24 protein-coding genes are annotated in these 20963 nt (G+C 68.1%); 11 read left to right on the top strand and 13 right to left on the bottom strand.

Features of this window, described 5'->3' with window-relative positions; genetic code table 11:
- The first annotated feature begins 20 nt into the window (after nucleotides 1-20).
- The 4 genes from IEX50_RS10120 to IEX50_RS10105 are packed head-to-tail and all read left to right on the top strand — an operon-like array spanning nucleotide 21 to nucleotide 3155.
- The gene (locus IEX50_RS10120) at nucleotides 21-1106 is read left to right on the top strand and encodes a SufB/SufD family protein (protein WP_157176606.1); all 1086 of its coding nucleotides are present in this window, start codon (nucleotides 21-23) and stop codon (nucleotides 1104-1106) included.
- Nucleotides 1103-2329 (top strand): cysteine desulfurase, encoded by a 1227-nt coding sequence (locus IEX50_RS10115; RefSeq protein ID WP_157176607.1) that lies wholly within the window; start codon nucleotides 1103-1105, stop codon nucleotides 2327-2329. Before IEX50_RS10120 ends, IEX50_RS10115 begins: the two co-directional genes overlap by 4 nt.
- Nucleotides 2326-2802: an SUF system Fe-S cluster assembly protein gene (locus IEX50_RS10110; RefSeq protein ID WP_157176608.1), complete on the top strand. Its 477-nt coding sequence runs from the start codon at nucleotides 2326-2328 to the stop codon at nucleotides 2800-2802. Before IEX50_RS10115 ends, IEX50_RS10110 begins: the two co-directional genes overlap by 4 nt.
- Nucleotides 2802-3155, top strand: coding sequence for a HesB/IscA family protein (locus IEX50_RS10105; protein ID WP_157176609.1), 354 nt, complete (start codon nucleotides 2802-2804; stop codon nucleotides 3153-3155). The genes IEX50_RS10110 and IEX50_RS10105 overlap by 1 nt, the downstream gene beginning before the upstream one ends.
- Nucleotides 3156-3202: 47 nt before the next feature.
- Here the strand turns inward: IEX50_RS10105 and IEX50_RS10100 are convergent, their stop codons facing one another.
- Both IEX50_RS10100 and IEX50_RS10095 read right to left on the bottom strand, forming a co-directional pair.
- A complete protein-coding gene (locus IEX50_RS10100; protein WP_157176610.1) occupies nucleotides 3203-3496 on the bottom strand; it encodes a hypothetical protein in 294 nt (97 codons plus the stop codon).
- A 183-nt stretch (nucleotides 3497-3679) separates the two neighbouring features.
- Nucleotides 3680-6007 carry a S8 family peptidase gene (locus IEX50_RS10095; protein WP_157176611.1) on the bottom strand — a complete coding sequence of 776 codons (2328 nt, stop codon included), beginning with the start codon at nucleotides 6005-6007 and terminating at the stop codon, nucleotides 3680-3682.
- Nucleotides 6008-6223: 216 nt separating this feature from the next.
- Between IEX50_RS10095 and IEX50_RS10090 the strand changes: the two genes are divergently transcribed.
- From IEX50_RS10090 to IEX50_RS10065, 6 genes are all read left to right on the top strand, one after another.
- The gene (locus tag IEX50_RS10090; protein ID WP_157176612.1) at nucleotides 6224-6895 is read left to right on the top strand and encodes a pyrimidine 5'-nucleotidase; all 672 of its coding nucleotides are present in this window, start codon (nucleotides 6224-6226) and stop codon (nucleotides 6893-6895) included.
- Nucleotides 6892-7713 (top strand): 2,3,4,5-tetrahydropyridine-2,6-dicarboxylate N-succinyltransferase, encoded by an 822-nt coding sequence (gene dapD / locus IEX50_RS10085; RefSeq protein ID WP_157176613.1) that lies wholly within the window; start codon nucleotides 6892-6894, stop codon nucleotides 7711-7713. Before IEX50_RS10090 ends, dapD begins: the two co-directional genes overlap by 4 nt.
- Nucleotides 7714-7810: 97 nt before the next feature.
- Nucleotides 7811-8728 carry a sulfate adenylyltransferase subunit CysD gene (gene cysD / locus IEX50_RS10080; protein WP_157176614.1) on the top strand — a complete coding sequence of 306 codons (918 nt, stop codon included), beginning with the start codon at nucleotides 7811-7813 and terminating at the stop codon, nucleotides 8726-8728.
- A 139-nt stretch (nucleotides 8729-8867) separates the two neighbouring features.
- Complete coding sequence (cysN, locus tag IEX50_RS10075; RefSeq protein ID WP_157176615.1) at nucleotides 8868-10793, top strand: sulfate adenylyltransferase subunit CysN; 1926 nt, start codon at nucleotides 8868-8870, stop codon at nucleotides 10791-10793.
- Nucleotides 10790-11551 (top strand): 3'(2'),5'-bisphosphate nucleotidase CysQ, encoded by a 762-nt coding sequence (locus IEX50_RS10070; RefSeq protein ID WP_157176616.1) that lies wholly within the window; start codon nucleotides 10790-10792, stop codon nucleotides 11549-11551. The genes cysN and IEX50_RS10070 overlap by 4 nt, the downstream gene beginning before the upstream one ends.
- The gene (locus tag IEX50_RS10065) at nucleotides 11548-12111 is read left to right on the top strand and encodes a 3'-5' exonuclease (RefSeq protein ID WP_157176617.1); all 564 of its coding nucleotides are present in this window, start codon (nucleotides 11548-11550) and stop codon (nucleotides 12109-12111) included. Before IEX50_RS10070 ends, IEX50_RS10065 begins: the two co-directional genes overlap by 4 nt.
- 254 nt (nucleotides 12112-12365) lie before the next feature.
- Here IEX50_RS10065 and dnaN read toward each other — a convergent pair whose 3' ends face one another.
- Together dnaN and IEX50_RS10055 are read right to left on the bottom strand one after the other, a co-directional pair.
- Entirely contained in the window at nucleotides 12366-13487 is a 1122-nt protein-coding gene (gene dnaN / locus IEX50_RS10060; protein ID WP_157176618.1) for a DNA polymerase III subunit beta, read from the bottom strand.
- A gap of 122 nt (nucleotides 13488-13609) precedes the next feature.
- Nucleotides 13610-14185: an outer membrane protein gene (locus IEX50_RS10055; RefSeq protein WP_157176619.1), complete on the bottom strand. Its 576-nt coding sequence runs from the start codon at nucleotides 14183-14185 to the stop codon at nucleotides 13610-13612.
- A 172-nt stretch (nucleotides 14186-14357) separates the two neighbouring features.
- Between IEX50_RS10055 and IEX50_RS10050 the strand changes: the two genes are divergently transcribed.
- The gene (locus tag IEX50_RS10050) at nucleotides 14358-14837 is read left to right on the top strand and encodes a hypothetical protein (protein WP_157176620.1); all 480 of its coding nucleotides are present in this window, start codon (nucleotides 14358-14360) and stop codon (nucleotides 14835-14837) included.
- A gap of 176 nt (nucleotides 14838-15013) precedes the next feature.
- Here IEX50_RS10050 and IEX50_RS10045 read toward each other — a convergent pair whose 3' ends face one another.
- From IEX50_RS10045 to IEX50_RS10005, 9 genes are all read right to left on the bottom strand, one after another.
- Entirely contained in the window at nucleotides 15014-15346 is a 333-nt protein-coding gene (locus tag IEX50_RS10045) for a DUF1491 family protein (RefSeq protein WP_184075112.1), read from the bottom strand.
- The gene (locus IEX50_RS10040; protein ID WP_157176621.1) at nucleotides 15343-15834 is read right to left on the bottom strand and encodes a PaaI family thioesterase; all 492 of its coding nucleotides are present in this window, start codon (nucleotides 15832-15834) and stop codon (nucleotides 15343-15345) included. The genes IEX50_RS10045 and IEX50_RS10040 overlap by 4 nt, the downstream gene beginning before the upstream one ends.
- Nucleotides 15812-16282 carry a PTS sugar transporter subunit IIA gene (locus IEX50_RS10035; protein WP_157176622.1) on the bottom strand — a complete coding sequence of 157 codons (471 nt, stop codon included), beginning with the start codon at nucleotides 16280-16282 and terminating at the stop codon, nucleotides 15812-15814. Before IEX50_RS10035 ends, IEX50_RS10040 begins: the two co-directional genes overlap by 23 nt.
- 21 nt (nucleotides 16283-16303) lie before the next feature.
- Entirely contained in the window at nucleotides 16304-16897 is a 594-nt protein-coding gene (gene hpf, locus IEX50_RS10030; RefSeq protein WP_157176623.1) for a ribosome hibernation-promoting factor, HPF/YfiA family, read from the bottom strand.
- Between the two features lie 110 nt (nucleotides 16898-17007).
- Nucleotides 17008-17709 (bottom strand): DNA polymerase III subunit epsilon, encoded by a 702-nt coding sequence (gene dnaQ, locus IEX50_RS10025; RefSeq protein WP_157176624.1) that lies wholly within the window; start codon nucleotides 17707-17709, stop codon nucleotides 17008-17010.
- A complete protein-coding gene (gene coaE, locus IEX50_RS10020) occupies nucleotides 17670-18311 on the bottom strand; it encodes a dephospho-CoA kinase (RefSeq protein WP_157176625.1) in 642 nt (213 codons plus the stop codon). The genes dnaQ and coaE overlap by 40 nt, the downstream gene beginning before the upstream one ends.
- Nucleotides 18308-19126, bottom strand: a complete 819-nt coding sequence (locus IEX50_RS10015) for a shikimate dehydrogenase family protein (protein ID WP_157176835.1) — start codon at nucleotides 19124-19126, stop codon at nucleotides 18308-18310. Before IEX50_RS10015 ends, coaE begins: the two co-directional genes overlap by 4 nt.
- 132 nt (nucleotides 19127-19258) lie before the next feature.
- Nucleotides 19259-19852 (bottom strand): Maf family protein, encoded by a 594-nt coding sequence (locus IEX50_RS10010; RefSeq protein WP_157176626.1) that lies wholly within the window; start codon nucleotides 19850-19852, stop codon nucleotides 19259-19261.
- Nucleotides 19849-20676: a pyruvate, water dikinase regulatory protein gene (locus IEX50_RS10005; RefSeq protein ID WP_157176836.1), complete on the bottom strand. Its 828-nt coding sequence runs from the start codon at nucleotides 20674-20676 to the stop codon at nucleotides 19849-19851. The genes IEX50_RS10010 and IEX50_RS10005 overlap by 4 nt, the downstream gene beginning before the upstream one ends.
- Nucleotides 20677-20963 lie beyond the last annotated feature (287 nt).

Below are 20963 nucleotides of genomic sequence, written 5' to 3'. Positions count from 1 at the left end.
CGCAACGTGGCATCAGCAGCATGACCCTGGCCCTCCCCACTACCCGCGAAGAGGCCTGGCGCTGGTCCGACCTGACCGCCCTCCCCGCGCTCGCGACCCAGACCCCGACCGGCACCCCAGCCGCAATCGACCCGCTCTGGATCGCCGCCGAAGGCCCACGCCTGCTCTTCATCGACGGCCGCTACGCCGCGGAGCACAGCACCCCCGGCCCCGTCACGCTCGGCCCGGTCGCCCCCGCCGGCACCCACCCCCTCGGCACGCTCACCGCCGGCCATGATGGCTGGACCCTCACCGTCCCCGCCGGCGAAGCGATCGAGAGAACGATCCAGATCGTCCACATCGCCACCGGCGGCGCGAACCACGTCCCCGCGCGCATCTCGCTTGCCGACGGCGCAAGCGCGAGCATAGTCGAGACGCATGCCGGCGACGGCTGGTCCAACCGCCAGACCGACATCACACTCGGCGCGAACGCGCACCTTACCCGCAACGTCCGGTTGATGCAGGCCAGCGGCTTCACCTCCACGCGCGAAACCATCACGCTCGCCGCAAACGCGCACCTCGCCGCCACCGTCCTGGCGATCGGCGACGCCGGCACGCGCATCGACGCGGGTATCACGCTCCACGGCGACGCCGCGCGCGCCGAATATGGCGGCGCGCTGCTGTCGCGCGACCGCCAGCGTCACGACGCCGCGATCGCCGTCCGCCACGAGGCGCTCGACGGCGTCAGCCGCCAGCTCTGGCGCGCCGTGGCCGACGACCGCGCCACCGCCAGCCTCGCCGCGCGGGTCGAGGTCGCCCGCGGTGCGCAGAAGACCGACGGCGAACAGTCGCTGCGCGGGCTCCTGCTGCGCCGCACCGCGACGATCAACCTGAAGCCGGAACTCGAAATCTTCGCGGACGACGTGAAGTGCGCCCACGGCGCCACCGTCGGCGAACTTGACGCGGAGGCGCTCTGGTATCTCGCAAGCCGCGGCGTGCCGCCACAGGCCGCCCGCGCGCTGCTCACCCGCGCCTTCGTCGGCGACGCGTTCGACCGGATCGAGGAAGAACCGATCCGCGACGCGTTCCGCGCCGCCGCCGACGCCTGGCTGGGGGCCGAGGCATGAGCACGATGCTTAAAGCACGCGAGGCCGACACCGCCCCGCTAGACGTCGTCGCCGACTTCCCGGCGATCCCGGCCGGCTGGGCCTATCTCGACACCGCCGCCACGGCGCAGAAGCCGCAGATCGTGGTCGACGCGATCACCCGCGGCTATGCCGAAACCTACGCCACCGTACACCGCGGCGTGTACCAGCGCTCCGCCGACATGACCGTCGCCTACGAGGCCGCCCGTGCCCGCATCGCGACCTTCATCAACGCGAAGAGCCAGGACGAGATCGTCTACGTCCGCGGCGCGACCGAGGCGATCAACCTCGTCGCGCAAAGCTGGGGCCAGTCGCTCAAGGCCGGCGACCGCATCCTGCTCAGCCAACTCGAACATCACGCCAACATCGTGCCGTGGCAGCTCCTCGCCGCCCGCACCGGCGCGATCATCGACGTCGCGCCGCTGACCGAAGATGGCCGGATCGATCTCGACGCAGTCGCCACGATCCTCACCCCCGCGCACAAGCTCGTTGCGCTGTCGCACGTCTCCAACGTGCTCGGCTCGATCCTCGACGCGCGCCGCGCCGCCGACCTCGCCCATGCGGTCGGCGCGAAGATCCTGATCGACGGCTGCCAGTCCGTCGCGCGGATCGCGGTCAACGTGCAGGCGCTCGACTGCGACTTCTACGTCTTCTCCGGTCACAAGCTCTACGGCCCGACCGGCATCGGCGTGCTCTGGGCGCGCGGCGACATCCTGAACGCCATGCCACCGTGGCAGGGCGGCGGCGCGATGATCGACAAGGTCTCGTTCGCCGGCACCACCTACGCCCCCGCCCCCGGCCGGTTCGAGGCGGGCACGCCGCACATCGTCGGCGCGCTCGGCCTCCACACCGCGATCGACTATGTCAGCGACATCGGCCTCGCCGCGATCCACGCGCACGAAACCGCGCTGGTCACCGCCGCGCGCGAACGACTGTCGGCCATCAAGGGCGTCACGCTGTTCGGCCCGGCCGACAGCGCGGGCATCGTGAGTTTCGAGGTCGCCGGGGTGCATCCGCACGACGTCGGCACCATATTGGACGAGGAGCGGGTCGCGATCCGCGCCGGCCATCATTGCTGCCAGCCGCTGATGGCGCATCTGGGCGTCTCGGCCACCGCCCGCGCCAGCTTCGGCGTCTACAACAGCCTGGCCGATGTCGATGCGCTCGCCCGCGCGCTGGACAGGGTGACGAGGATTTTCGGATGAACGATTTCACGACCGAACAGCTGGATCACACCCCGCCCCCGCCGCCCCGCGCGCGCGTGTCGGATGCGATCGACGAGCTACCCGTGAGCGAGACCCCCGCGGCGCGCCCACGCGACTATCTCGACGGGTTCCTGGCGCAGCAGCCCACGGAACTTAGCCCCGGCGAACCCGGTGGCCAGCTCTACGAGATGGTCATCGAGGCGCTGAAGGAGATCTACGACCCGGAGATCCCGGTCAACGTCTACGATCTCGGCCTGATCTACGGTGTCGATGTCGACGGCGACCACGTCGTCGTCTCCATGACGCTCACCACGCCGAACTGCCCCGTCGCCGAATCGATGCCGGGCGAAATCGAGATGCGCGTCGGTGCGGTCCCGGGAGTCGGCTCGGCCGAGGTCAACCTCGTCTGGGATCCGCCGTGGGATCCGCAGAAGATGTCGGACGAAGCGAAACTCGAACTGGGGATGCTGTAATGGCGACCACGCTCCGCGCCCGCCCCGCCGCGCTCAACCTGACCGAGACCGCGCACGCCCGCATTGCCGACCTCATGGCCCGCGCCCCGGACGGCAGCATTGGGGTGAAACTCTCGACCCCGCGCCGCGGCTGCTCGGGCCTCGCCTATTCGGTCGACTACATCTCGTCCGCCGATGCGTTCGACGAGAAGATCACCACCCCCGGCGGCGATCTGTACGTGGACGGCGGGTCGATCCTCTATCTCATCGGATCGACGATGGACTGGGTCGAGGACGACTTCACCGCCGGCTTCGTCTTCGCCAACCCCAATGCCAAGGGCGCCTGCGGCTGCGGCGAGAGCTTCACCGTCTGACCGGGCGCCGCGCCGGGACACTGATTCCGGCGCGGCGCAGTCTTCGATCAGTTGCCGTTGATCACTGCATTCTTCTGCGCATCCGACATCGCGTCCGCATTCACGTCCGCGTCGTCGATCGCCTCTTCCTTGGCATCGGCCGCCGCACGCGTCGTCTTAGCCTTCGCCTCCATCAACGCCTTGTCCGTGCCGCCCATCTGACCCGCGGCCGCGTCCATGGCGTCCGCCTTGTTCTCGAGCGCCTCGTGCGCCTGATCGCCCAGCTTGTCGTCGCCCTTGCCGCCGCAAGCCGACACCAACAACAGACCCGCGCCCAGCGCTGCAATCATCGAAACCCGCATCATCGTCTCCTATCGCCATGCGTCCGCCCGCCGAAGAACCGCGGATCAGGGCATGGCCGCTCGCTTCAACCGTTCTTGCAGAAATCGGTTGCGTCGTCAGGGAGCCGAGAGGGCGGAGCGACCGACCGTCATCATCCGCTCACGAAGACCCGGTCACGCGGCACGATCATTCTTCCGGAGCGTTTACAACGCCATGGAGAAGCGCAATGCGCCTCCGGCATCGGCGGGCACATCCGCAAAATTTCCTGGATCGCGCCGCCAATAGAGATTGGTCGAAACCCATCCCCCCAACGCCGCGCGCCCGAGCGATCCTTCGACATCCAGCTCACGCCCATCCGGCGCCAGGTCCAGCCGCCGCACCCCCATCTCGGCCACACCGCTGGCATAATCATACCCAACCGGCAGGGTCAGATCGACACCCCCCCGCGCCACCCGCAACGGCTGCGCCACCCGTACCCCGGCGCGATCCGGCCCGCCGAACAGCGACACTGTCGCGACCTCGAAGCTCCAGGCCCGCGTCCGCAACCGAGCCCCGTTCAGCGCGACGGTCCCCGCCCGCCCGCGCGTCCGCCCCTCGCGCCACAACCCGGCCAACGTCCAGCCACCGCCCAGATCCGCCCGCGCTGACACATCGACAAAGTCGCTCACCGCGCCACCTGCACCCAACGCCGCGGCGAACCGCCCGCCCAGCACCGTCTTACGCTCGGTCAGCCGCGACAGCCCCGCCCCGATCCGCATCGGCCCAACCTGCCGGTCGAGCGCCACGCCCACGGTCGCATAGCCAGAACGGTCATACCCACCCTGCCGCTGCGTATCGCCTGAACCGGGCAACGTCCCGGCCACCAGCGCATCGCCGCTCTCCGCGGTTACCGTTACCCCGAACGCGCCGCGCTCCTGCCGCACCGCCAGGCTCGATCCGGTGCGTTGGCGGAACCCGCCCGCCTCGCGCGGATCGCTCGCCACCAGGAACGGCGTGCCCTCCTGCCCGCCCATCATCCGCGCCACCGACTGCGCACCCTGCGCAAAGCCCAGCCCGACGGTCATCCCCGCGCCGACCCGCGTCGCTATCATCCCCGCGGTCGCCCGCGCCGTCGCGGCATCGGCGCGCCCCAGCGTCAGCCGTTCCACCGCCACGTCGCCGCCACGCGATGCGATCGTCACCGCGAACATCGCGCCGGGCACCCCGCCGCTCACCTGCCGCACGCCACCGGCCAGCGCCGGGTACAACCGGCCCTCCGGCGCCGCCCGCGTCAACGTCCGCGCCAGATCAATCGTGAATGCCCGCTGATAGCCATCCAGCATCACAGCCCCCGTCGACGACGAACCCCGCAGCCCCGCATCGCCCATCGCGGGCGACAACAGCGCATTGCCCGCCTGCGCCACCGCCATCCCCGTCCCGGCCAGAGCGGTCGCCCCGATCGGCTGGAACGCGGACGTCAGGTTTAGCCGACCGCGCCCGTTCACCGCATCGATGCCACCCGCGCCCAGATCGGTCGCGCTGGCATAAAGAATATCGACGATCTGCTGTCCGCTCAGATTCGGGAACGCCTGCGCCAGCAATGCCACCGCGCCGGAGATCAGCGGCGCGGAGAAAGACGTGCCGGAATAGAGAAACGCCTCCCCCGTCTGATCGACGCTCCGCACTCGCTCACCGAGCGCGAGCAGGTAATGCGCACTTCCGGTGCCAGACCGCGCGCTGAACGACGCGATCTCCCCGTCCGCACCACTCGCCCCCGCAATCACCACCAGTCCGCGCGCCTCCGCCGTGTTGGCGACCAGCGCGAACGCCTCCGGATCGGCGGTCGGGTCGTTGCCCGCGGACAGCACGATCACCACCCCTGCCGCCGTCGCACGCCCCACCGCAGCCCGGAACGTGGCACTCCCCGCCTCGTCCCCGCCCAGCGAGATATTGATCACCCGCGCACGGTTCTGCACCGCCGTGTCGATCCCACGTGCGATCGCCACGTCACTGTGGGTACAGCCATCCTCGGTCGTACAACTGCCCGCGGCGTCGGTCCGCAGCACGAGCAACGTCGCGCCATAAGCCATGCCCAACCCACCCACGTCGTTGCGCGCCGCCCCCAGCACGCCCGCCACTGCGGTCCCGTGGCCGTTCTCGTCCTGAATTCCACGCGCGCCCACCAGATCCGCCGACGCCGCGCTGATCCGCCCGGCAAACTCGCTGCCGGTCGTATTGATACCGCTGTCGATGATCCCGGCGATCACCCCGCTTCCCGTCACGCCGCGATCATAGGCGGTCGCCGCACTCGCCTGCACCGCGCCGGCCGACCGTTGGTACTCGCCGCTTCCGCTGGCCGGTGGAGTCGGGGTCGGCGCGATCGGATCGGGCTGCGTCACCGGCGGCGGAGTCGGGGTTGGGGTCGGGGTCGGCGTAGGTGTCGCGGGCGGCGTCGGCGTACTGCTCACCCCCCCGCCCGACCCACCACCGCACGCGGTCGTCGCGAGTAGCAACAGGATCGCCCCACGTCGCCCGGATGCTGTCAGCTTCATCGTCGCATCCCCGCCCGCCCAGTCACCGCGACAGTACAGCGCCAGAGTTTTAAATCGACTCAACGAATCACTGCAGCACCGCGCCGATCCGTCGGACATTCGGCGAATGATCCGGCACCCGCACTGGACGCCATGCATCGCGCGGGACGTCCTGTTCCACGTGGAACAGCCCCCCACCCGGTTGTCGAGCGAGGCCCCGCCCGCTACGGCGCACCCATGCATCCCGACTTCGCCCATGTCCGGACCTGGATCTTCGATCTGGACAACACGCTCTACCCGGCGTCGACGGATCTGTTCGCGCTGATCGACGTCCGGATGGGCGAATATGTCCAGCGCCTGCTCGGCGTCGACGCGGCCGAGGCACGCCGCGTGCAGAAGGCGCATTTTCTCGAACATGGCACCACCCTGTCCGGCCTCATGCGCAGTCACGCGATCGACCCGCGCGAATTCCTGGATTACGTCCACAACATCGAAATGGACCGCATCGCCGAGGACCGCCGCCTGGTCGAGGCGATGGCCCGCCTCCCCGGCCGCAAGCTCATCTTCACCAACGGCGACGCCACCTACGCCGCGCGCGTCCTGGCCCGCATCGGCCTGACCGACGCGTTCGAGGCGATCCACGACATCCACGCCTGCGCCTACCAGGCGAAACCCGATCCGCAGGGTTACGCCGCGCTGATCGCCGCGTTCGACATCGACCCCACCACCGCCTTGTTCGTGGAGGACATGGCCCGCAACCTGGTGCCCGCAAAGGCGCTCGGCATGACGACGGTGTGGGTCGACAACGGCTCCGAATCCGCCGGCCACGGCGCCGATCCCGCCACCATCGACCATGTCATCGACGATGTCGGTGCATGGCTCCACGCTATCCAGGAATCCGACGCATGACCGATCTCGCCGCCACCATCGACGCCGCCTGGGACGACCGCGCCAACATCGGCCTCAGCACGCAAGGTCCGGTCCGCGACGCCGTCACGACCGCGCTCGACATGCTCGACACCGGCCGCGCGCGCGTCGCCGAGCCGAGTGACGGTGGCTGGGTCGTCAACCAGTGGCTCAAGAAGGCCGTCCTCCTCTCGTTCCGTCTCAACGACAACGCGCTGATCGACGGCGGCTCGGCCGGGTCGCCCGGGTTCGACAAGGTCCCGTCGAAGTTCGCCGGCTGGGATGACGCCGCCTTCCGCACCGCCGGTTTCCGCGCGGTCCCCGGCGCGATCGTGCGGCGCGGTGCCTATGTGGCCAAGGGCGCGGTGCTGATGCCCAGCTTCGTCAACATCGGCGCCTATGTCGGCGAGGGGTCGATGGTCGACGCCTGGGCCACGGTCGGCTCCTGCGCGCAGATCGGCCGCAACGTCCACCTGTCCGGCGGTGCCGGTATCGGCGGCGTGCTCGAACCACTTCAGGCGAACCCGGTGGTGATCGAGGACGGCTGCTTCATCGGCGCGCGGTCGGAGGTCGCGGAGGGCGTCATCGTCCGCGAAGGCGCCGTCCTGTCGATGGGCGTCTATCTCGGCGCCTCGACCAAGATCGTCGACCGCGCCACCGGCGAAGTCTTCCTCGGCGAGGTCCCGCCCTACGCCGTCGTCGTCCCCGGCACGCTCCCGGGGCTCGCCGGCGGCCCGTCGCTCTACTGTGCCGTCATCGTCAAGCGTGTCGACGCGCAGACCCGCGCCAAGACCGGTATCAACGACCTGCTCCGCGACTGAGGCGCTGCTTCCGGGGGTGTCGAAGCACACCCCCAACTATCCCGCGTGAAAGCAAAACCCGCTTCCCCGCTCGGGCGCCCGTCCTAGATACACAAGCATGGCAACCGTACCCGCACCGCAGACCCTGACCCATCTCCAGCGGCTGGAAGCGGAAAGCATCCATATCCTGCGCGAGGTCGTGGCCGAGGCCGAACGCCCCGTCATGCTCTACTCGGTGGGCAAGGACTCCGCGGTCATGCTGCATCTGGCGCGCAAGGCGTTCTACCCGGCCCCGCCGCCCTTCCCGCTGCTCCACGTCGACACCACCTGGAAATTCCGGGACATGTACGCGCTGCGCGATCGCATGGCGGCGGAGTCCGGCATGGAACTGCTCGTCCACCGCAACCCCGATGCGGAGGCGCGCGGCATCAACCCGTTCGACCATGGCGGCCTCCACACCGATATGTGGAAGACGGAAGGCCTGCGCCAGGCGCTCGACAAATACGGCTTCGACGCGGCATTCGGCGGCGCGCGTCGTGACGAGGAGAAGAGCCGCGCCAAGGAACGGGTCTTCTCGTTCCGCACCGCCACCCACCGCTGGGATCCCAAGACGCAGCGCCCCGAACTCTGGCGGCTCTACAACGCCTGCAAGGCGAAGGGCGAAAGCATGCGCGTCTTCCCGATCAGCAACTGGACCGAACTCGACATCTGGCAGTACATCCAGGCCGAGGCGATCCCAATCGTCCCGCTCTACTTCGCCGCCCCCCGCCCGACGGTCGAGCGCGACGGCATGCTCCTGATGGTCGACGACGACCGCTTCCGCTTGCGGCCCGGCGAAGTCCCGATCGACCGCTCGATCCGCTTCCGCACGCTCGGCTGCTACCCACTGACCGGCGCGGTCGAAAGCGAGGCGACGACCCTCCCCCAGGTCATCCAGGAAATGCTCCTCACCACCACCTCGGAACGCCAGGGCCGCGCGATCGACCACGACCAGTCGGGCAGCATGGAGAAGAAGAAGCAGGAGGGCTATTTCTGATGACCTTCTCACTTCCCCCTCTCCCCTCCGGGGAGAGGGCCGGGGAGAGGGGAGCAACGCCACCCCAATCCCGGACCGCGCAGGCTACCCGCCGGTCGCCCAACCTCACCGTCTCCAGCCCCCTCCGGGAACGCGCAGCATGACCGACACCGCCTATCGCGCCCCCGATCTCGTCGCGTCGGACATCGACAGCTATCTCGACCAGCACGCGCACAAGTCGCTGTTGCGCTTCATCACCTGCGGCTCGGTCGACGACGGCAAATCGACCCTCATCGGCCGCCTGCTCTACGACTCGAAGATGATCTTCGAGGACCAGCTGGCAGCACTGGAAGCTGACTCCAAACGCGTCGGTACCCAGGGCCAGGACATCGATTTTGCGCTGCTCGTCGACGGCCTTGCCGCGGAACGCGAACAAGGCATCACGATCGACGTCGCCTACCGCTTCTTCTCGACCGACCGGCGCAAGTTCATCGTCGCCGACACGCCCGGCCACGAACAATATACCCGCAACATGGTCACCGGCGCATCCACCGCCGACCTCGCCGTCATCCTGGTCGATGCGCGCAAGGGCATCCTGACCCAGACCCGCCGGCACAGCTACCTCGCCCACCTCATCGGCATCCGGAAACTGGTGCTCGCGGTGAACAAGATGGACCTGATCGGCTACGACCGCGTCAAGTACGAAGATATCGTCGGCGAATATCGCGAGTTCGCCAGCACGATCGGCATTGACGATTTCGTCCCCATCCCGATCTCCGGGTTCAAGGGCGACAACATCGCCAGCCGGTCCGATCACACGCCGTGGTTCACCGGCCCCACGCTGATGGAGCATCTCGAAACCGTCCCGCTCGACGTGACGGCCGATCAGGCACGCCCGTTCCGCATGCCGGTCCAGTGGGTCGCGCGCCCCGATCTCGACTTCCGCGGCTTCTCCGGCATGATCGCCGCGGGCCGCATCGCGCCCGGCGACCCCGTTCGCATTCTCCCCTCCGGCCGCACCACGACGGTCGCGCGGATCGTGACGCACGGCGGCGACCTGCCGCTCGCGGTCGCCGGCCAGTCCGCGATGCTGACGCTGGCGGACGAGGTCGATTGCAGCCGCGGCGACGTCATCGTCCGCGCCGATGTGCCGGCGGAGGTCGCCGACCAGTTCGAAGCCACGATCCTCTGGATGGCGGACGAGGAGATGCTCCCCGGCCGCGGCTACTGGCTCAAGCTCGCGACGCAGACCGTCTCGGCTCAGCTCCAGGCCCCGAAATATCAGGTCAACGTCAACACGATGGCGCATCTGCCCGCGCGGACACTCGGCCTGAACGCGATTGGCGTCGCCAACCTGTCAACCGACCGCCCGGTCGTGTTCGAACCCTATGCCGCGCCCGACGGCACGATCAGCCGCGACCTCGGCGGTTTCATCCTGGTCGACAAGATCACCAACGCGACGGTTGCCGCCGGCCTGATACACTTCGCGCTACGCCGCGCCGCCAACGTCCATTGGCAGGCGATCGACGTGACGCGCGAGGCCCACGCCGCGCAGAAGAACCAGCGCGCCCGCCTGCTCTGGTTCACCGGTCTGTCGGGCGCGGGCAAGTCCACCATCGCCAACCTTGTCGAAAAACGCCTGCTGGCACTCGGCCATCACAGCTTCCTGCTCGACGGCGACAATGTCCGCCACGGCCTCAACCGCGATCTCGGCTTCACCGATGCCGACCGCGTCGAGAACATCCGCCGCGTGGGCGAGGTCGCCCGGCTGATGACCGACGCCGGCCTGATCGTGCTGACCGCCTTCATCTCGCCGTTCCGCGCGGAACGTGACATGGTCCGTGCCATGCTCCCGCCCGGCGAATTCATGGAGGTCCATATCGACACCCCGCTCGACGTCGCCGAAAGCCGCGACGTGAAGGGCCTCTACGCCAAGGCCCGCGCCGGACAGCTCGCCAACTTCACCGGCATCGACAGCCCGTACGAGGCGCCGCTGAACCCGGAGATCCGCGTCAACACGATCGACATGACCCCCGAACAGGCCGCCGAAGCGATCGTCGACCATCTGCTGATCATGCCCGCATGACAGACATTACAACGACCGCCGAACAACTCACCGACGCCGCGCTGGCCCGCCGGGTGGCCGAAACCGCTGGCGAAATCCTCATGACGTTGCGCGGGTCGGACCTGTTCCGTGGCAAGGCGCTCGGCGCCGCAGGCGATGCGGTCGCCAACGCCTTCATTATGGCCGCGCTGCGCGAGGCGCGCCCCGACGACGCGATCCTGTCGGAGGAGGAAGCCGCCGACCCCGCCCGCCTCGCCAACACCCGCGCCTGGATCGTCGACCCGCTCGACGGCACGCGCGAATATGGCGACGGCCGCGCCGACTGGGCGGTCCACATCGCGCTTTCGGTCGATGGCCACGCCACCGCCGGCGCGGTCGCCCTCCCCGCGCAATCCCACACCATCTGCACCGCCGGCTGCGTCGCCCCCGGCCAGACCGAGGGCCGCATCCGCATGGTCGTCAGCCGCTCCCGCCCTGCCGCGGAAGCACTGAAGGTCGCCGACGCGCTTGACGCCGAACTCATCCCGATGGGCTCGGCCGGCGCCAAGGCGATGGCGGTGGTGCGCGGCGAGGCCGACATCTACCTCCACAGCGGCGGCCAGTACGAGTGGGACAGCTGCGCCCCCGTCGCGGTGGCGCAGGCCGCCGGCCTCCATGTCAGCCGGATCGACGGCAGCCCGCTCGTCTACAACACCGCCGACCCCTGGCTTCCCGACCTGCTCATCTGCCGCGCCGATCTGGCCGAACCGGTGTTCGCGGTGCTACGCGGGCCCGCATGAGCCACAGCTTCGTCGCGATCGACTTGGAGACCGCGAACCGCAACACGCGCAGCATCTGCCAGATCGGCATCGTCGTGTACGAGGATGGGCGCGAAGTCGCGTCGGAGGTCGTGCTGGTCAACCCGCGCGAACCGTTCGAACCGATGAACATCCGCGTCCACGGCATCCGCGATACGCACGTCACCGACGCCGCCTGCTTCCCCGACCTGCACGACTGGCTCCACGCGCATCTTCACGACCGCATCGTCCTGGCACACGGCAATTTCGACCGCGGCGCCCTCCGCAACGCCTGCGAACACCACATCCTGCCCGCCTTCGCTTGCCGCTGGCTCGACAGCGTCACCATCGCCCGCCGCGCCTGGCCTCACCTCAAGGGTGAAGGCGGCGGCCACGGCCTCGCCAACCTCGCGAAAGTCTTCAACCTAAGCTTCCGCCACCACGACGCCCTCGAAGACGCCCGCGCCGCCGGCACCCTCACCCTCCGCGCCCTCGAAGAACAAGGTTGGACCCTCGACGACTGCTTCGGGCGGTATACGCCGAAGACAAAGCCGACAGACTGAGTCGCCGTATTCGCCACCGCGATGGCTCCGATCGGTTCGAGCCTGTCGAGAACGGTACGCGGCGCCTCCAACGAGCTCGAACGGCACGGCAGACGTCGAGGCACCAAACAGCGTACCCCCGCGCAGGCGGGGGTCCAGGTCCACAGACGGCATCGCTTGTAGCTCTGGACCCCCGCCAGCGCGGGGGTACGGTCGGTATCAGACTCGCGTTTTGCTGGTCATCGAACGAGGGGACAAAATATCCGTCCCAACCATCAAACCCGCATCGGCATCAGCACATAGAGTGCCGAGGACGTATCGTTCTCGCGGATCAGCGTCGGCGCCGCAGCATCCGCCAGATGCACCTCGATCATGTCGCCGTCGACCTGGCCCAGGATGTCGAGCAGATAACGCGCGTTGAAGCCGATTTCGAAGCCCGATGCGGTATATTCGCCCGGCACTTCCTCGGCCGCCGTCCCGTTTTCCGGGCTCGTCACCGACAGCGTGATCTTGTCGCGATCGAGCGCCATCTTTACCGCGCGGGTCTTCTCGCTGGCGATCGTCGCAACGCGGTCGACGCCCTGCATGAAGCTCTTCGGGTCGATCTTGAGCAGCTTGTCGTTCGCGGTCGGGATGACGCGCGAATAATCCGGGAACGTCCCGTCGATCAGCTTCGACGTCAGGATCGCATGGTTCAGCCCGAACCGGATCTTGGTCGGCGACAGCGTGATCTCCACGTCACCCTCCACCTCGTCGAGCAGCTTGCGCAGCTCTGCGATGCACTTCCGCGGTACGATCACGTCGGGCATCGCCTCCGCCCCCGCCGGGCGCGGCACGGTAACGCGCGCCAGCCGGTGGCCGTCGGTCGCTGCGGCCTTCAGCACCGGGCCGGTCGTGCTGTCGCCGTCCGTCACATGCAGGAAGATGCCGTTGAGGTAATAGCGCGTCTCTTCGGTCGAGATCGCGAAGCGGGTCTTGTCGATGATCTGCTTCAGCGTATCGGCCGGCAGCGCGAACTTCGTCGGCAGGTCGCCTTCCGCGATCATCGGAAAATCGTCGCGCGGCAAGGTCGACAGGTTGAACCGCGCGCGCCCCGCCACGATCAGCATCTTGCCGTCCGCCGCGGTCAATTGCACCTGGCTCCCCTCGGGCAGCTTCCGCGCGATATCGAACAGTGTGTGCGCCGACACGGTGGTGGCGCCCGGCTGGTCCACCGCCGCCGCCACGGTCTCGACAACCTGCAGGTCCAGGTCGGTCGCCATCAGCTTCAGCGTGCCGTCCGCCGCTGCTTCGATCAGCACGTTGGACAGGATCGGGATGGTGTTGCGACGCTCCACCACGCTTTGCACGTGACTGAGGCTTTTCAGCAGGATGGTCCGCTCGATCGTCGCCTTCATGTCCGCCCCAAATCTCTACCAGCCAACCGGACCCGCGTTATAGCGCGGCAGGGCGTCCGGGGAAGGAAAAAGGGCGGAGGTTTCCCCCCGCCCTCGATCATCGCGTCAGGATCGGTCCGCGATCAGAAGCGGAAGCCGAAACCGGCCACCGCCTGGTTGCGCGTGAAGCCGTCCTCATAGTTGGAATAGCGATATTCCGCCTTCACATAGCTGTTCGGGCCGACCGCATATTCCGCGCCGACGCCCGCCCGGATACCGTCCAGGTTGGTCTTGCCCAGCGTCGTCTCGCTCGTGCCGTTGTCGCTGGTCAGCTTGAACTGCGCGTTGGTGTAGCCCGCCTTCGCGTACAGCAGCGTGCGGCCACCGACGACGGTGCCGACGCGCGCACCGGCATACAGGTCACGCCCTGCCTTCGCGCAGAAACGCGGCGAAACGGCGGACTGCAGGCCATCGCACTGGCGCACGTCGCTGTCGGCGGCCTCACCCTCGATGCCCACGACCAGGCCGTTCATCTGCATGTCGTAACCGGCGGCGACGCCATACATGACCGCATCGTCGTTATCGCCGTTCTTGACGTTGTCGTATCCGACGATGCCCTCGACGCGCGCGCCGGTGAACGGTGCGGCGGTCTGCGCCATGGCGGGGGCGGCGACCAGCATGGTGGAACCGAGGATGGCGGCAAAAGCTACGCTACGCATGTCATATACTCCATGTGACACATGCCCTTGTCGGGCGTGGGGGCTCAGTGCATGAAACCGCGTGGCGTTGCATGAACCTCATCTAAACAGCGTTTTTTGTGGCATTTTTGCTACAGGGGCTTGCGGGGAAGCCCGACGATCCAGTGTCGGACGAGTTGTCGGCGTTGTTGCGATGTTGGTCCTTCTCACCGCTTTTGCCATCCCCGCCCCTGCATCGGCGCGCGACACGCTGGGTGTGTTCGACGGCTGGGGCGCGTTCGCCGATCCCCGCCCTCGGCGCTGCTACGCGATTGCGGAACCAGACGCCCGCCGTCGTAGCGCCGCCTGGCGCCCGTTCGCCGCCATCTCCGCCTGGCCGGCCCGCGGAGTCCGTGCGCAACTCAATATCCGCCTGCGCAAGGCGAAGCGCCGCGGCGCACCGGTCCTGCTGATGGTCGGGAATATGCGGTTCGCGTTGGTTGCCGGCGGCGCGGACGCCTGGGCCCCAAACGCGGCGATCGACGCGCGGATCGTGGCCGCGATGCGCCAATCCGACAGCATGCGCATCGAAACCCGCGCCCGCGACGGCAGTCGCTTGGTCGACACCTACCGCCTGCGCGGTGCCGCCACCGCGATCGACGCCGCAACGCTGGCGTGTGCGCCGTCGGGGTGACACCCAACACCACGTCCGTTCGTGCTGAGTAGAGACCGAGTAGCGCCCCTCGGCGCGTATCGAGGGCGCGTATCGAAGCACGGTATTCGCATGTGGGACCCATCCTTCGATACGGGTCTTCGACTGCGCTCAGCCCCTACTCGGGACAAACGGTTGGGGAGAAAGTCACAAACCGCCTACCCCATCGTCTCCGCCGCAACTGCCGCGGCACCCGGCCCGTCCAGCTCCACCACCCACAGATCCGGATCGCGCTGACGCCGCCGCTCGACATACTCGGACAACACCCCCGGCGCCGCCAGATCGTCCGGCCCGGTCGCCCCCAGCCCATAACCCGTCGGGCCCAACACCCGCTCGACCAGCCCGCCCGGCTGGCCGCGCTCCGCCAGGATGATCAAAATCGCCCCAGCCGTCGCATCACCCTTCGCCACGACCATCGCATTGCCGCCCTCGGCCTGCATCCGCCGCACCATCACGGACACCAGCATGGTCGCGGTCAGCCGCGCCGTCACGCGCCGGCCGCCGTCGCGTAGCCGGGCAACGTCGCCAGCGGGATGCGCGATTTCATGAATGTGCCGGTGCCGCGCGCTATTTCCTCGCCGTCCGCATCGATCAATCGTGCGTCAGCCACGAACACGCGCCGCTTCCCGCTGATCCAGCGTCCCTCGGCGATCACCTCGCCCGCCTTCACCGGCCGCGTCAGCAACAGGTTGAACTGCGTCGTCAGCAGGAACCGGTCGCTGACCAGCGAATTGGCGGCGTAGAAAGCCGCGTCGTCGAGCATCTTAAAATATACCGTGCCGTGCGCCGCGCCGGCCGCATGATGCACAGCAGGCTCCACCAGGAACCGGATCCGCGCCATCCCGGCCTCGACGATCTCCAGCCGCGACGCGAACATGCCGTTGATCGGCGCCGCAGCATAGAGTGCTTCCAAAGCCTGGAAATGTGCCGCCGCCCCGCTCGACGGCGCGGCCGGATCAGCCGGCGGGGTCACGGCCATTGCCGTTGGTGAATAGCGCGTAGAGCGCGTCTTCCGACGCCGCGCCGCGCAGCTTCGCGACGAACGTCCGGTCGCGCAGCCGCCGGCTGACCCGCGCCAGCGCCTTCAAATGCTCAACGCCCGCGTCGGTGGGCGACAGCAGCATGAACACGATGTCCACCGGCATGTCGTCCACCGCCATGAAATCGATCGGCGTCGTCAGCCGCGCGAACAGCCCGACGACCTTGGGCAAACCGTCGATCTTGGCATGCGGGATCGCCACGCCGCCGCCGAAGCCGGTCGATCCCAGCCGCTCGCGGTCGGACAACCGGTCCGCGACCAGCCGCGCGTCGACATCCAGCAACCGTGCGGCCGTCGCCGCCAGTTGCTGAAACAGCACCTTCTTGTTCGGCACGGCCATGGCGGCCGCGACGGCATCGGGTGCCAGGATATCGACAAGCGAGTCCATCGTGCAGAAACGAACGGCCGGTCAGGCCGTACGCTGCGGCTCCACCCAGCCGATCGTCCCGTCGGGGCGGCGATAGACCATGTTGAACGTGCCGGTGCCGAGGTTCTTGAACAACAGCGCGCCGGTGTTGCGCAGGTCGAGCATCATGACCGCGTCCGACACCGTCGCATCGGGCACGTCGACGCGCGTCTCCGCGATGATCAGCGGGTTGTCGTTGACCTCTTCCTCTTCCGGCGCGGACTGGAACACGGTGTAGCCCGCATTCTCGTCGTAGCTCACCGTGTCGTATTCGGCGGCACCGCCCATGCTGGTGGTGGCCTGCTTGTCCTTCAACCGGCGCATGTAGCGGCGCAGTTGCGTCTCGACGCGCGCGGCGGCCTGGTCGAATGCGGGGTGCGCCTCGTTGCCCTGGCCATGCCCCTTCAGGATCACGCCCTGCATCACGTGCGCCACGATGTCGCAGGTGAACGAACCATGCGGTCCGTTGCCGAAGGTCGCGTGCGCGGAAATCGATCGCGAGAAATATTTGTCCGCGATGGCCTGCATCCGCTCGTTCACATGCGTCCGCAGCGCGGCGCCGGTGTCGACCTGATGACCTGAGACTCGGATTTCCATCGTAATGACCTCCTCAAAAGAGCAATTTGCGGCCGGTCACCCGTGGATCGGGCGCCGCGGCCTTAGAACCGGGGCGTTCCGCGGTCAACCGGACTGGCCAACCCCTCGCTTCACCCCTGCGCGTCGACCGTGCTCCACAACGGATCGACCAGTTTCGCAACGAACGCCGCATGCCGTGCCAGCTCTTCCGGACTTGCCGAAAAGGATCGCATGGGACGCACCGTCATGGGTATAACGTCGGTTATCCCAACCGGTGCCGTAACGTCGCCGGACTCTTCGGCGGGCAGCATGAACCCGATCTGCCGACCGCCCATCAACTCGACATAGAGCTGCGCCAGCAGCTGCGCATCGAGCAGCGCGCCATGCTTCACGCGGTGGCTGCGGTCGATGCCGTAGCGCGAACACAGCGCGTCCAGGCTCAGCTTCGCGCCCGGATGCCGCGTCTTGGCGATCGTGAGCGTGTCGACCATCCGCGTCATGCACACCACCGGGTGGCCGCACTGGTCCAGCTCCGCGTTCAGGAACCCGAAGTCGAACGTCGCATTGTGCGCGATCAGCGGCGCGTCGCCGATGAACGCCAGCAGGTCCTGCACCGCCTCGTGGAACCGCGGCTTGTCCGCCAGGAACCGCGCGGACAGGCCGTGGATCGCCTCCGCTTCGGCCGGCATGTCGCGGTCCGGGTTGAACCAGGCGTGGAACGTCCGCCCCGTCTCGCACCGGTTGAGCAGCTCGACGCAGCCGATCTCGACCAGCCGGTCGCCGCCCCGTGGGTTCAGTCCTGTGGTTTCGGTATCGAAGACGATTTCGCGCATGCCTGGCAGTATCGGACTCCATGGTCGCGGAGGCAAGCGACCAGCGCGACGACGGCCGCGCGCGTCTCGTCCAGCGCGACTCCGGTATCGATCAGGAAATCGGCGCGCGCGCGCTTCTCCGCATCGGGCAGCTGCAACGCCAGAATCCGGTCGAGCCGTTCGGCGGTCATGCCGGGCCGCGCCAGCACGCGAGCCCGCTGCACCGGGGCAGGGGCCGACACCACCACCACCGCATCCACCGCGTTCGCGCCACCCTTCTCGAACAGCAACGGGATATCGAGCAGCACCATGTCCGCCCGCATGTGCCTCGCCAGAAACGCCCGCCGCGCCGCCGCCACCGCCGGATGGACGATCGCCTCCAGCCGCGCCAGCGCCGCCGCATCGCCCAGCACCGCCTGGCCCAGCCGCTGCCGATCGACGCCGCCCGCATTGGTCGTGCCCGGAAACGCCGCCTCGATCGCCGGAATCAGCGCACCGCCCGCGGCCTGCAAGCGGTGGACCTCCGCGTCGGCATCGAACACCGGCACGCCGGCGTCCGCGAACATGCCCGCCACCGCGGACTTGCCCATGCCGATCGACCCGGTGAGACCTAGGACAATCACGCGGTCAACAACGCGCGCAGTTCGGCGTCACGCTCGCGCGGGGCATGCGCCTCGAAGAATATCTCGAATGCGAGCGCGGCCTGCCCAATCAGCATCGTCAGCCCGTCGATCGTCGCCAACCTGCGCGCCCGCGCCGCCGCGAGCAGCGCGGTCTCGAGCGGCGCATAGACGATATCGTACACGATCGCGGTCGGGGGCAGGGGGGTCAGGTCGAGCACCAGCGGCGGCTGCCCCGCCAGCCCGAGCGAACTGGCGTTCACCAACAGGTCCACCGCCGGCAACGCGGCGTCCAGCGGCACCACATCACCCAGCAACCCGAACTGGTCGAGCAGCACACGCCCCTTGTCCGGCGTCCGGTTGAGCAACGTCACGCGCCCCACATCACGGCTCGCCAGCGCCAGCAGCACCGCGCGCGCCGCGCCGCCGGCACCCACGACCGCCACCGCCTTGCCCTCCAGCGGCACATCGTCGAGCGGCTCCAGGAACCCGCCCGCATCGGTATTGGTCCCGACCAACCCACCTTCACCGTCCCCAAATACGGTGTTCAGTGCGCCTAGCGTCTTCTGCAACCCGGCCCGGTCGGCGACGATGTCGAACAGCGCCTGCTTGTGCGGCACGGTGACGTTGCTCCCCATCCAATCCGGATCGTCGCGCCGCAACCGGAAATGCGCCGCCAGCCCCGCGGCGGTCACATGTGTCGCGACATAGTCTCCCTCGATCCCCAGCGCCTGCAGCCAGAAGCGGTGGATGATCGGCGACTTGCTGTGCGCGATCGGATCACCGATCACTTCGGCATAGGGGATTCCGGGCATGATCGAACTCGCAACGTCGTGATGAGCGTATCCCCGCGGATGCGGGGATACAGCTGGAACCCATAGAAAGTGCCGGCTGGTATGTCCAAGCCGGACCCCCGCACCCGCGGGGGAGCTAGAAGGCCTCGGCTGCTATCATTTCGTGATCAAACCCAGCACCCGCAACTGATCCAGCAGCGCCAGCAACGGCAACCCCAACACCGTGAAATGATCGCCATCCACCCGCGAAAACAGCTGCACCCCGGGTCCCTCCAGCCGATAGCAGCCGACGCACCCCGAAACTGCCGGCCACTCCGCCGCCAGATAGTCTTCTAGAAACGCATCCGAAAAATCGCGCATCGTCAGCGTCGCGACCCCGACATGCCGCCACGTCGGGACGCCCCCCGTCGCCAGCACCGCCGCAGTCGTCAGCCGATGCCGCCGCCCGCGCAACGCCCGCAACTGCTCCGCCGCATCCGCCCGATCGCGCGGCTGATCGAACAACCGCCCGTCATCGCGCGCCAGCGTCTGATCACACCCCAGCACCAAAGCGTCAGGAAACCGCCGCGAAATCTTCACCGCCTTCAGCTCGGCCAGCGCATCGGCCAGCCGGCGCGCGTCGGCGCCCTCCGCCACCAGAGCCGCCTTCGCCGCGTCCTCGTCGATCCCGGCCGCGACCGCCTCGTGCGCGACACCCGCCGCGGTCAGCATCGCGCGCCGCGCCGCCGACTTCGACGCCAGGACGATCACGCCGTCACGCTCGTCTCGCCACGCCGTTCGTTCACCAGGTTGATGATCGCCGCCGCGGTCTCCTCGATCGATCGGCGCGTCACGTCGATCACCGGCCAGCCATTGTCGGCGAACATCCGCCGCGCATAGGACAGCTCGGCCGCCACCGCTTCCTGATCGACATAGTCGGTCTCCGGCGCCTGGTTCAGCGACAGCAGCCGGTTGCGGCGGATCGCGATCAGCCGGTCGGGGCTGGTCGTCAGCCCGACGACCAGCGGATGCTGCAACCGGTGGATGTGCGCCGGCGGCGGCGACACCGGCACGATCGGGATGTTCGCCGTCTTGTACCCACGATTGGCGAGATAGATCGACGTCGGCGTCTTCGACGTGCGCGACACACCGGCCAGCAGGATGTCGGCTTCCTCCCAATTCTCCGCCGCGATCCCGTCGTCATGCGCGATCGTCCACTGGATCGCATCGACCCGCGCGAAATAGGCTGCGTCCAGATTATGCTGCCGCCCCGGCCGCGCGCTCGCGATCTGCCCCAGCAGCCGCGACAGCGCGTCGGTCACCGGATCGAGCGCCGCCACCGCCGGAATCCCCGCCGCCCGGCACCGCGCCTCCAGCTTCCGCCGCACATCCGAATTGGCGAGCGTGAACACGATCAGCCCGGGGTTCTTGCCGATCTCCACCATTACCCGGTCGAGATGCCCTTCGGACCGCACCATCGGCCAGAAATGCTTGATCGCCTCCACCCCGTCGAACTGCGCGAGGCCTGCCTTCACGACGTTTTCCAACGTCTCGCCCGTGGAATCCGACAGCAGATGGACGTGGAGGCGCATGATGGGGGGGATCCTGTGGAAAACCGTGGGGGTTGCGGTAGGCCAGGGGCGGGGATGCTTTCAAGCGGCGCGTTCATCCCCGCTGGCCCGCCTTGTTCTCCCCGCTTATCCACAGGCGACGCACCGATCGACTCTGCCTGTGGATAACGGGGGTGGAAAAAGCGACTCGCCGACGACTCGCGAGTCGCTTTTTTGAGTCCTGTTGGCAATTCGGGGTGGGGAGAATAAACCCCGCTTCGCCTGCCCCCTACTACCAACCCAGACTCTCTTAAGACTCTTAAAGGATATTA

Source organism: Sphingomonas prati (genome assembly GCF_014643515.1).
GTDB lineage: Bacteria > Pseudomonadota > Alphaproteobacteria > Sphingomonadales > Sphingomonadaceae > Sphingomonas_R > Sphingomonas_R prati.
This window is presented reverse-complemented; position numbering and strand designations above follow the sequence as displayed.

What these genes read in the sequence shown, in the direction of transcription:
- hpf (WP_157176623.1), bottom strand. Translation starts at nt 16,897, where the DNA reads ATGGAAATCCGAGTCTCAGGTCATCAGGTCGACACCGGCGCCGCGCTG.
- IEX50_RS10095 (WP_157176611.1), bottom strand. Translation starts at nt 6,007, where the DNA reads ATGAAGCTGACAGCATCCGGGCGACGTGGGGCGATCCTGTTGCTACTC.
- IEX50_RS10065 (WP_157176617.1), top strand. Translation starts at nt 11,548, where the DNA reads ATGAGCCACAGCTTCGTCGCGATCGACTTGGAGACCGCGAACCGCAAC.
- IEX50_RS10105 (WP_157176609.1), top strand. Translation starts at nt 2,802, where the DNA reads ATGGCGACCACGCTCCGCGCCCGCCCCGCCGCGCTCAACCTGACCGAG.
- IEX50_RS10050 (WP_157176620.1), top strand. Translation starts at nt 14,358, where the DNA reads ATGTTGGTCCTTCTCACCGCTTTTGCCATCCCCGCCCCTGCATCGGCG.
- IEX50_RS10055 (WP_157176619.1), bottom strand. Translation starts at nt 14,185, where the DNA reads ATGCGTAGCGTAGCTTTTGCCGCCATCCTCGGTTCCACCATGCTGGTC.
- IEX50_RS10100 (WP_157176610.1), bottom strand. Translation starts at nt 3,496, where the DNA reads ATGCGGGTTTCGATGATTGCAGCGCTGGGCGCGGGTCTGTTGTTGGTG.
- IEX50_RS10120 (WP_157176606.1), top strand. Translation starts at nt 21, where the DNA reads ATGACCCTGGCCCTCCCCACTACCCGCGAAGAGGCCTGGCGCTGGTCC.
- cysD (WP_157176614.1), top strand. Translation starts at nt 7,811, where the DNA reads ATGGCAACCGTACCCGCACCGCAGACCCTGACCCATCTCCAGCGGCTG.
- dapD (WP_157176613.1), top strand. Translation starts at nt 6,892, where the DNA reads ATGACCGATCTCGCCGCCACCATCGACGCCGCCTGGGACGACCGCGCC.
- IEX50_RS10110 (WP_157176608.1), top strand. Translation starts at nt 2,326, where the DNA reads ATGAACGATTTCACGACCGAACAGCTGGATCACACCCCGCCCCCGCCG.
- cysN (WP_157176615.1), top strand. Translation starts at nt 8,868, where the DNA reads ATGACCGACACCGCCTATCGCGCCCCCGATCTCGTCGCGTCGGACATC.
- IEX50_RS10070 (WP_157176616.1), top strand. Translation starts at nt 10,790, where the DNA reads ATGACAGACATTACAACGACCGCCGAACAACTCACCGACGCCGCGCTG.
- IEX50_RS10040 (WP_157176621.1), bottom strand. Translation starts at nt 15,834, where the DNA reads ATGGCCGTGACCCCGCCGGCTGATCCGGCCGCGCCGTCGAGCGGGGCG.
- dnaQ (WP_157176624.1), bottom strand. Translation starts at nt 17,709, where the DNA reads ATGCGCGAAATCGTCTTCGATACCGAAACCACAGGACTGAACCCACGG.
- dnaN (WP_157176618.1), bottom strand. Translation starts at nt 13,487, where the DNA reads ATGAAGGCGACGATCGAGCGGACCATCCTGCTGAAAAGCCTCAGTCAC.
- IEX50_RS10115 (WP_157176607.1), top strand. Translation starts at nt 1,103, where the DNA reads ATGAGCACGATGCTTAAAGCACGCGAGGCCGACACCGCCCCGCTAGAC.
- IEX50_RS10035 (WP_157176622.1), bottom strand. Translation starts at nt 16,282, where the DNA reads ATGGACTCGCTTGTCGATATCCTGGCACCCGATGCCGTCGCGGCCGCC.
- IEX50_RS10090 (WP_157176612.1), top strand. Translation starts at nt 6,224, where the DNA reads ATGCATCCCGACTTCGCCCATGTCCGGACCTGGATCTTCGATCTGGAC.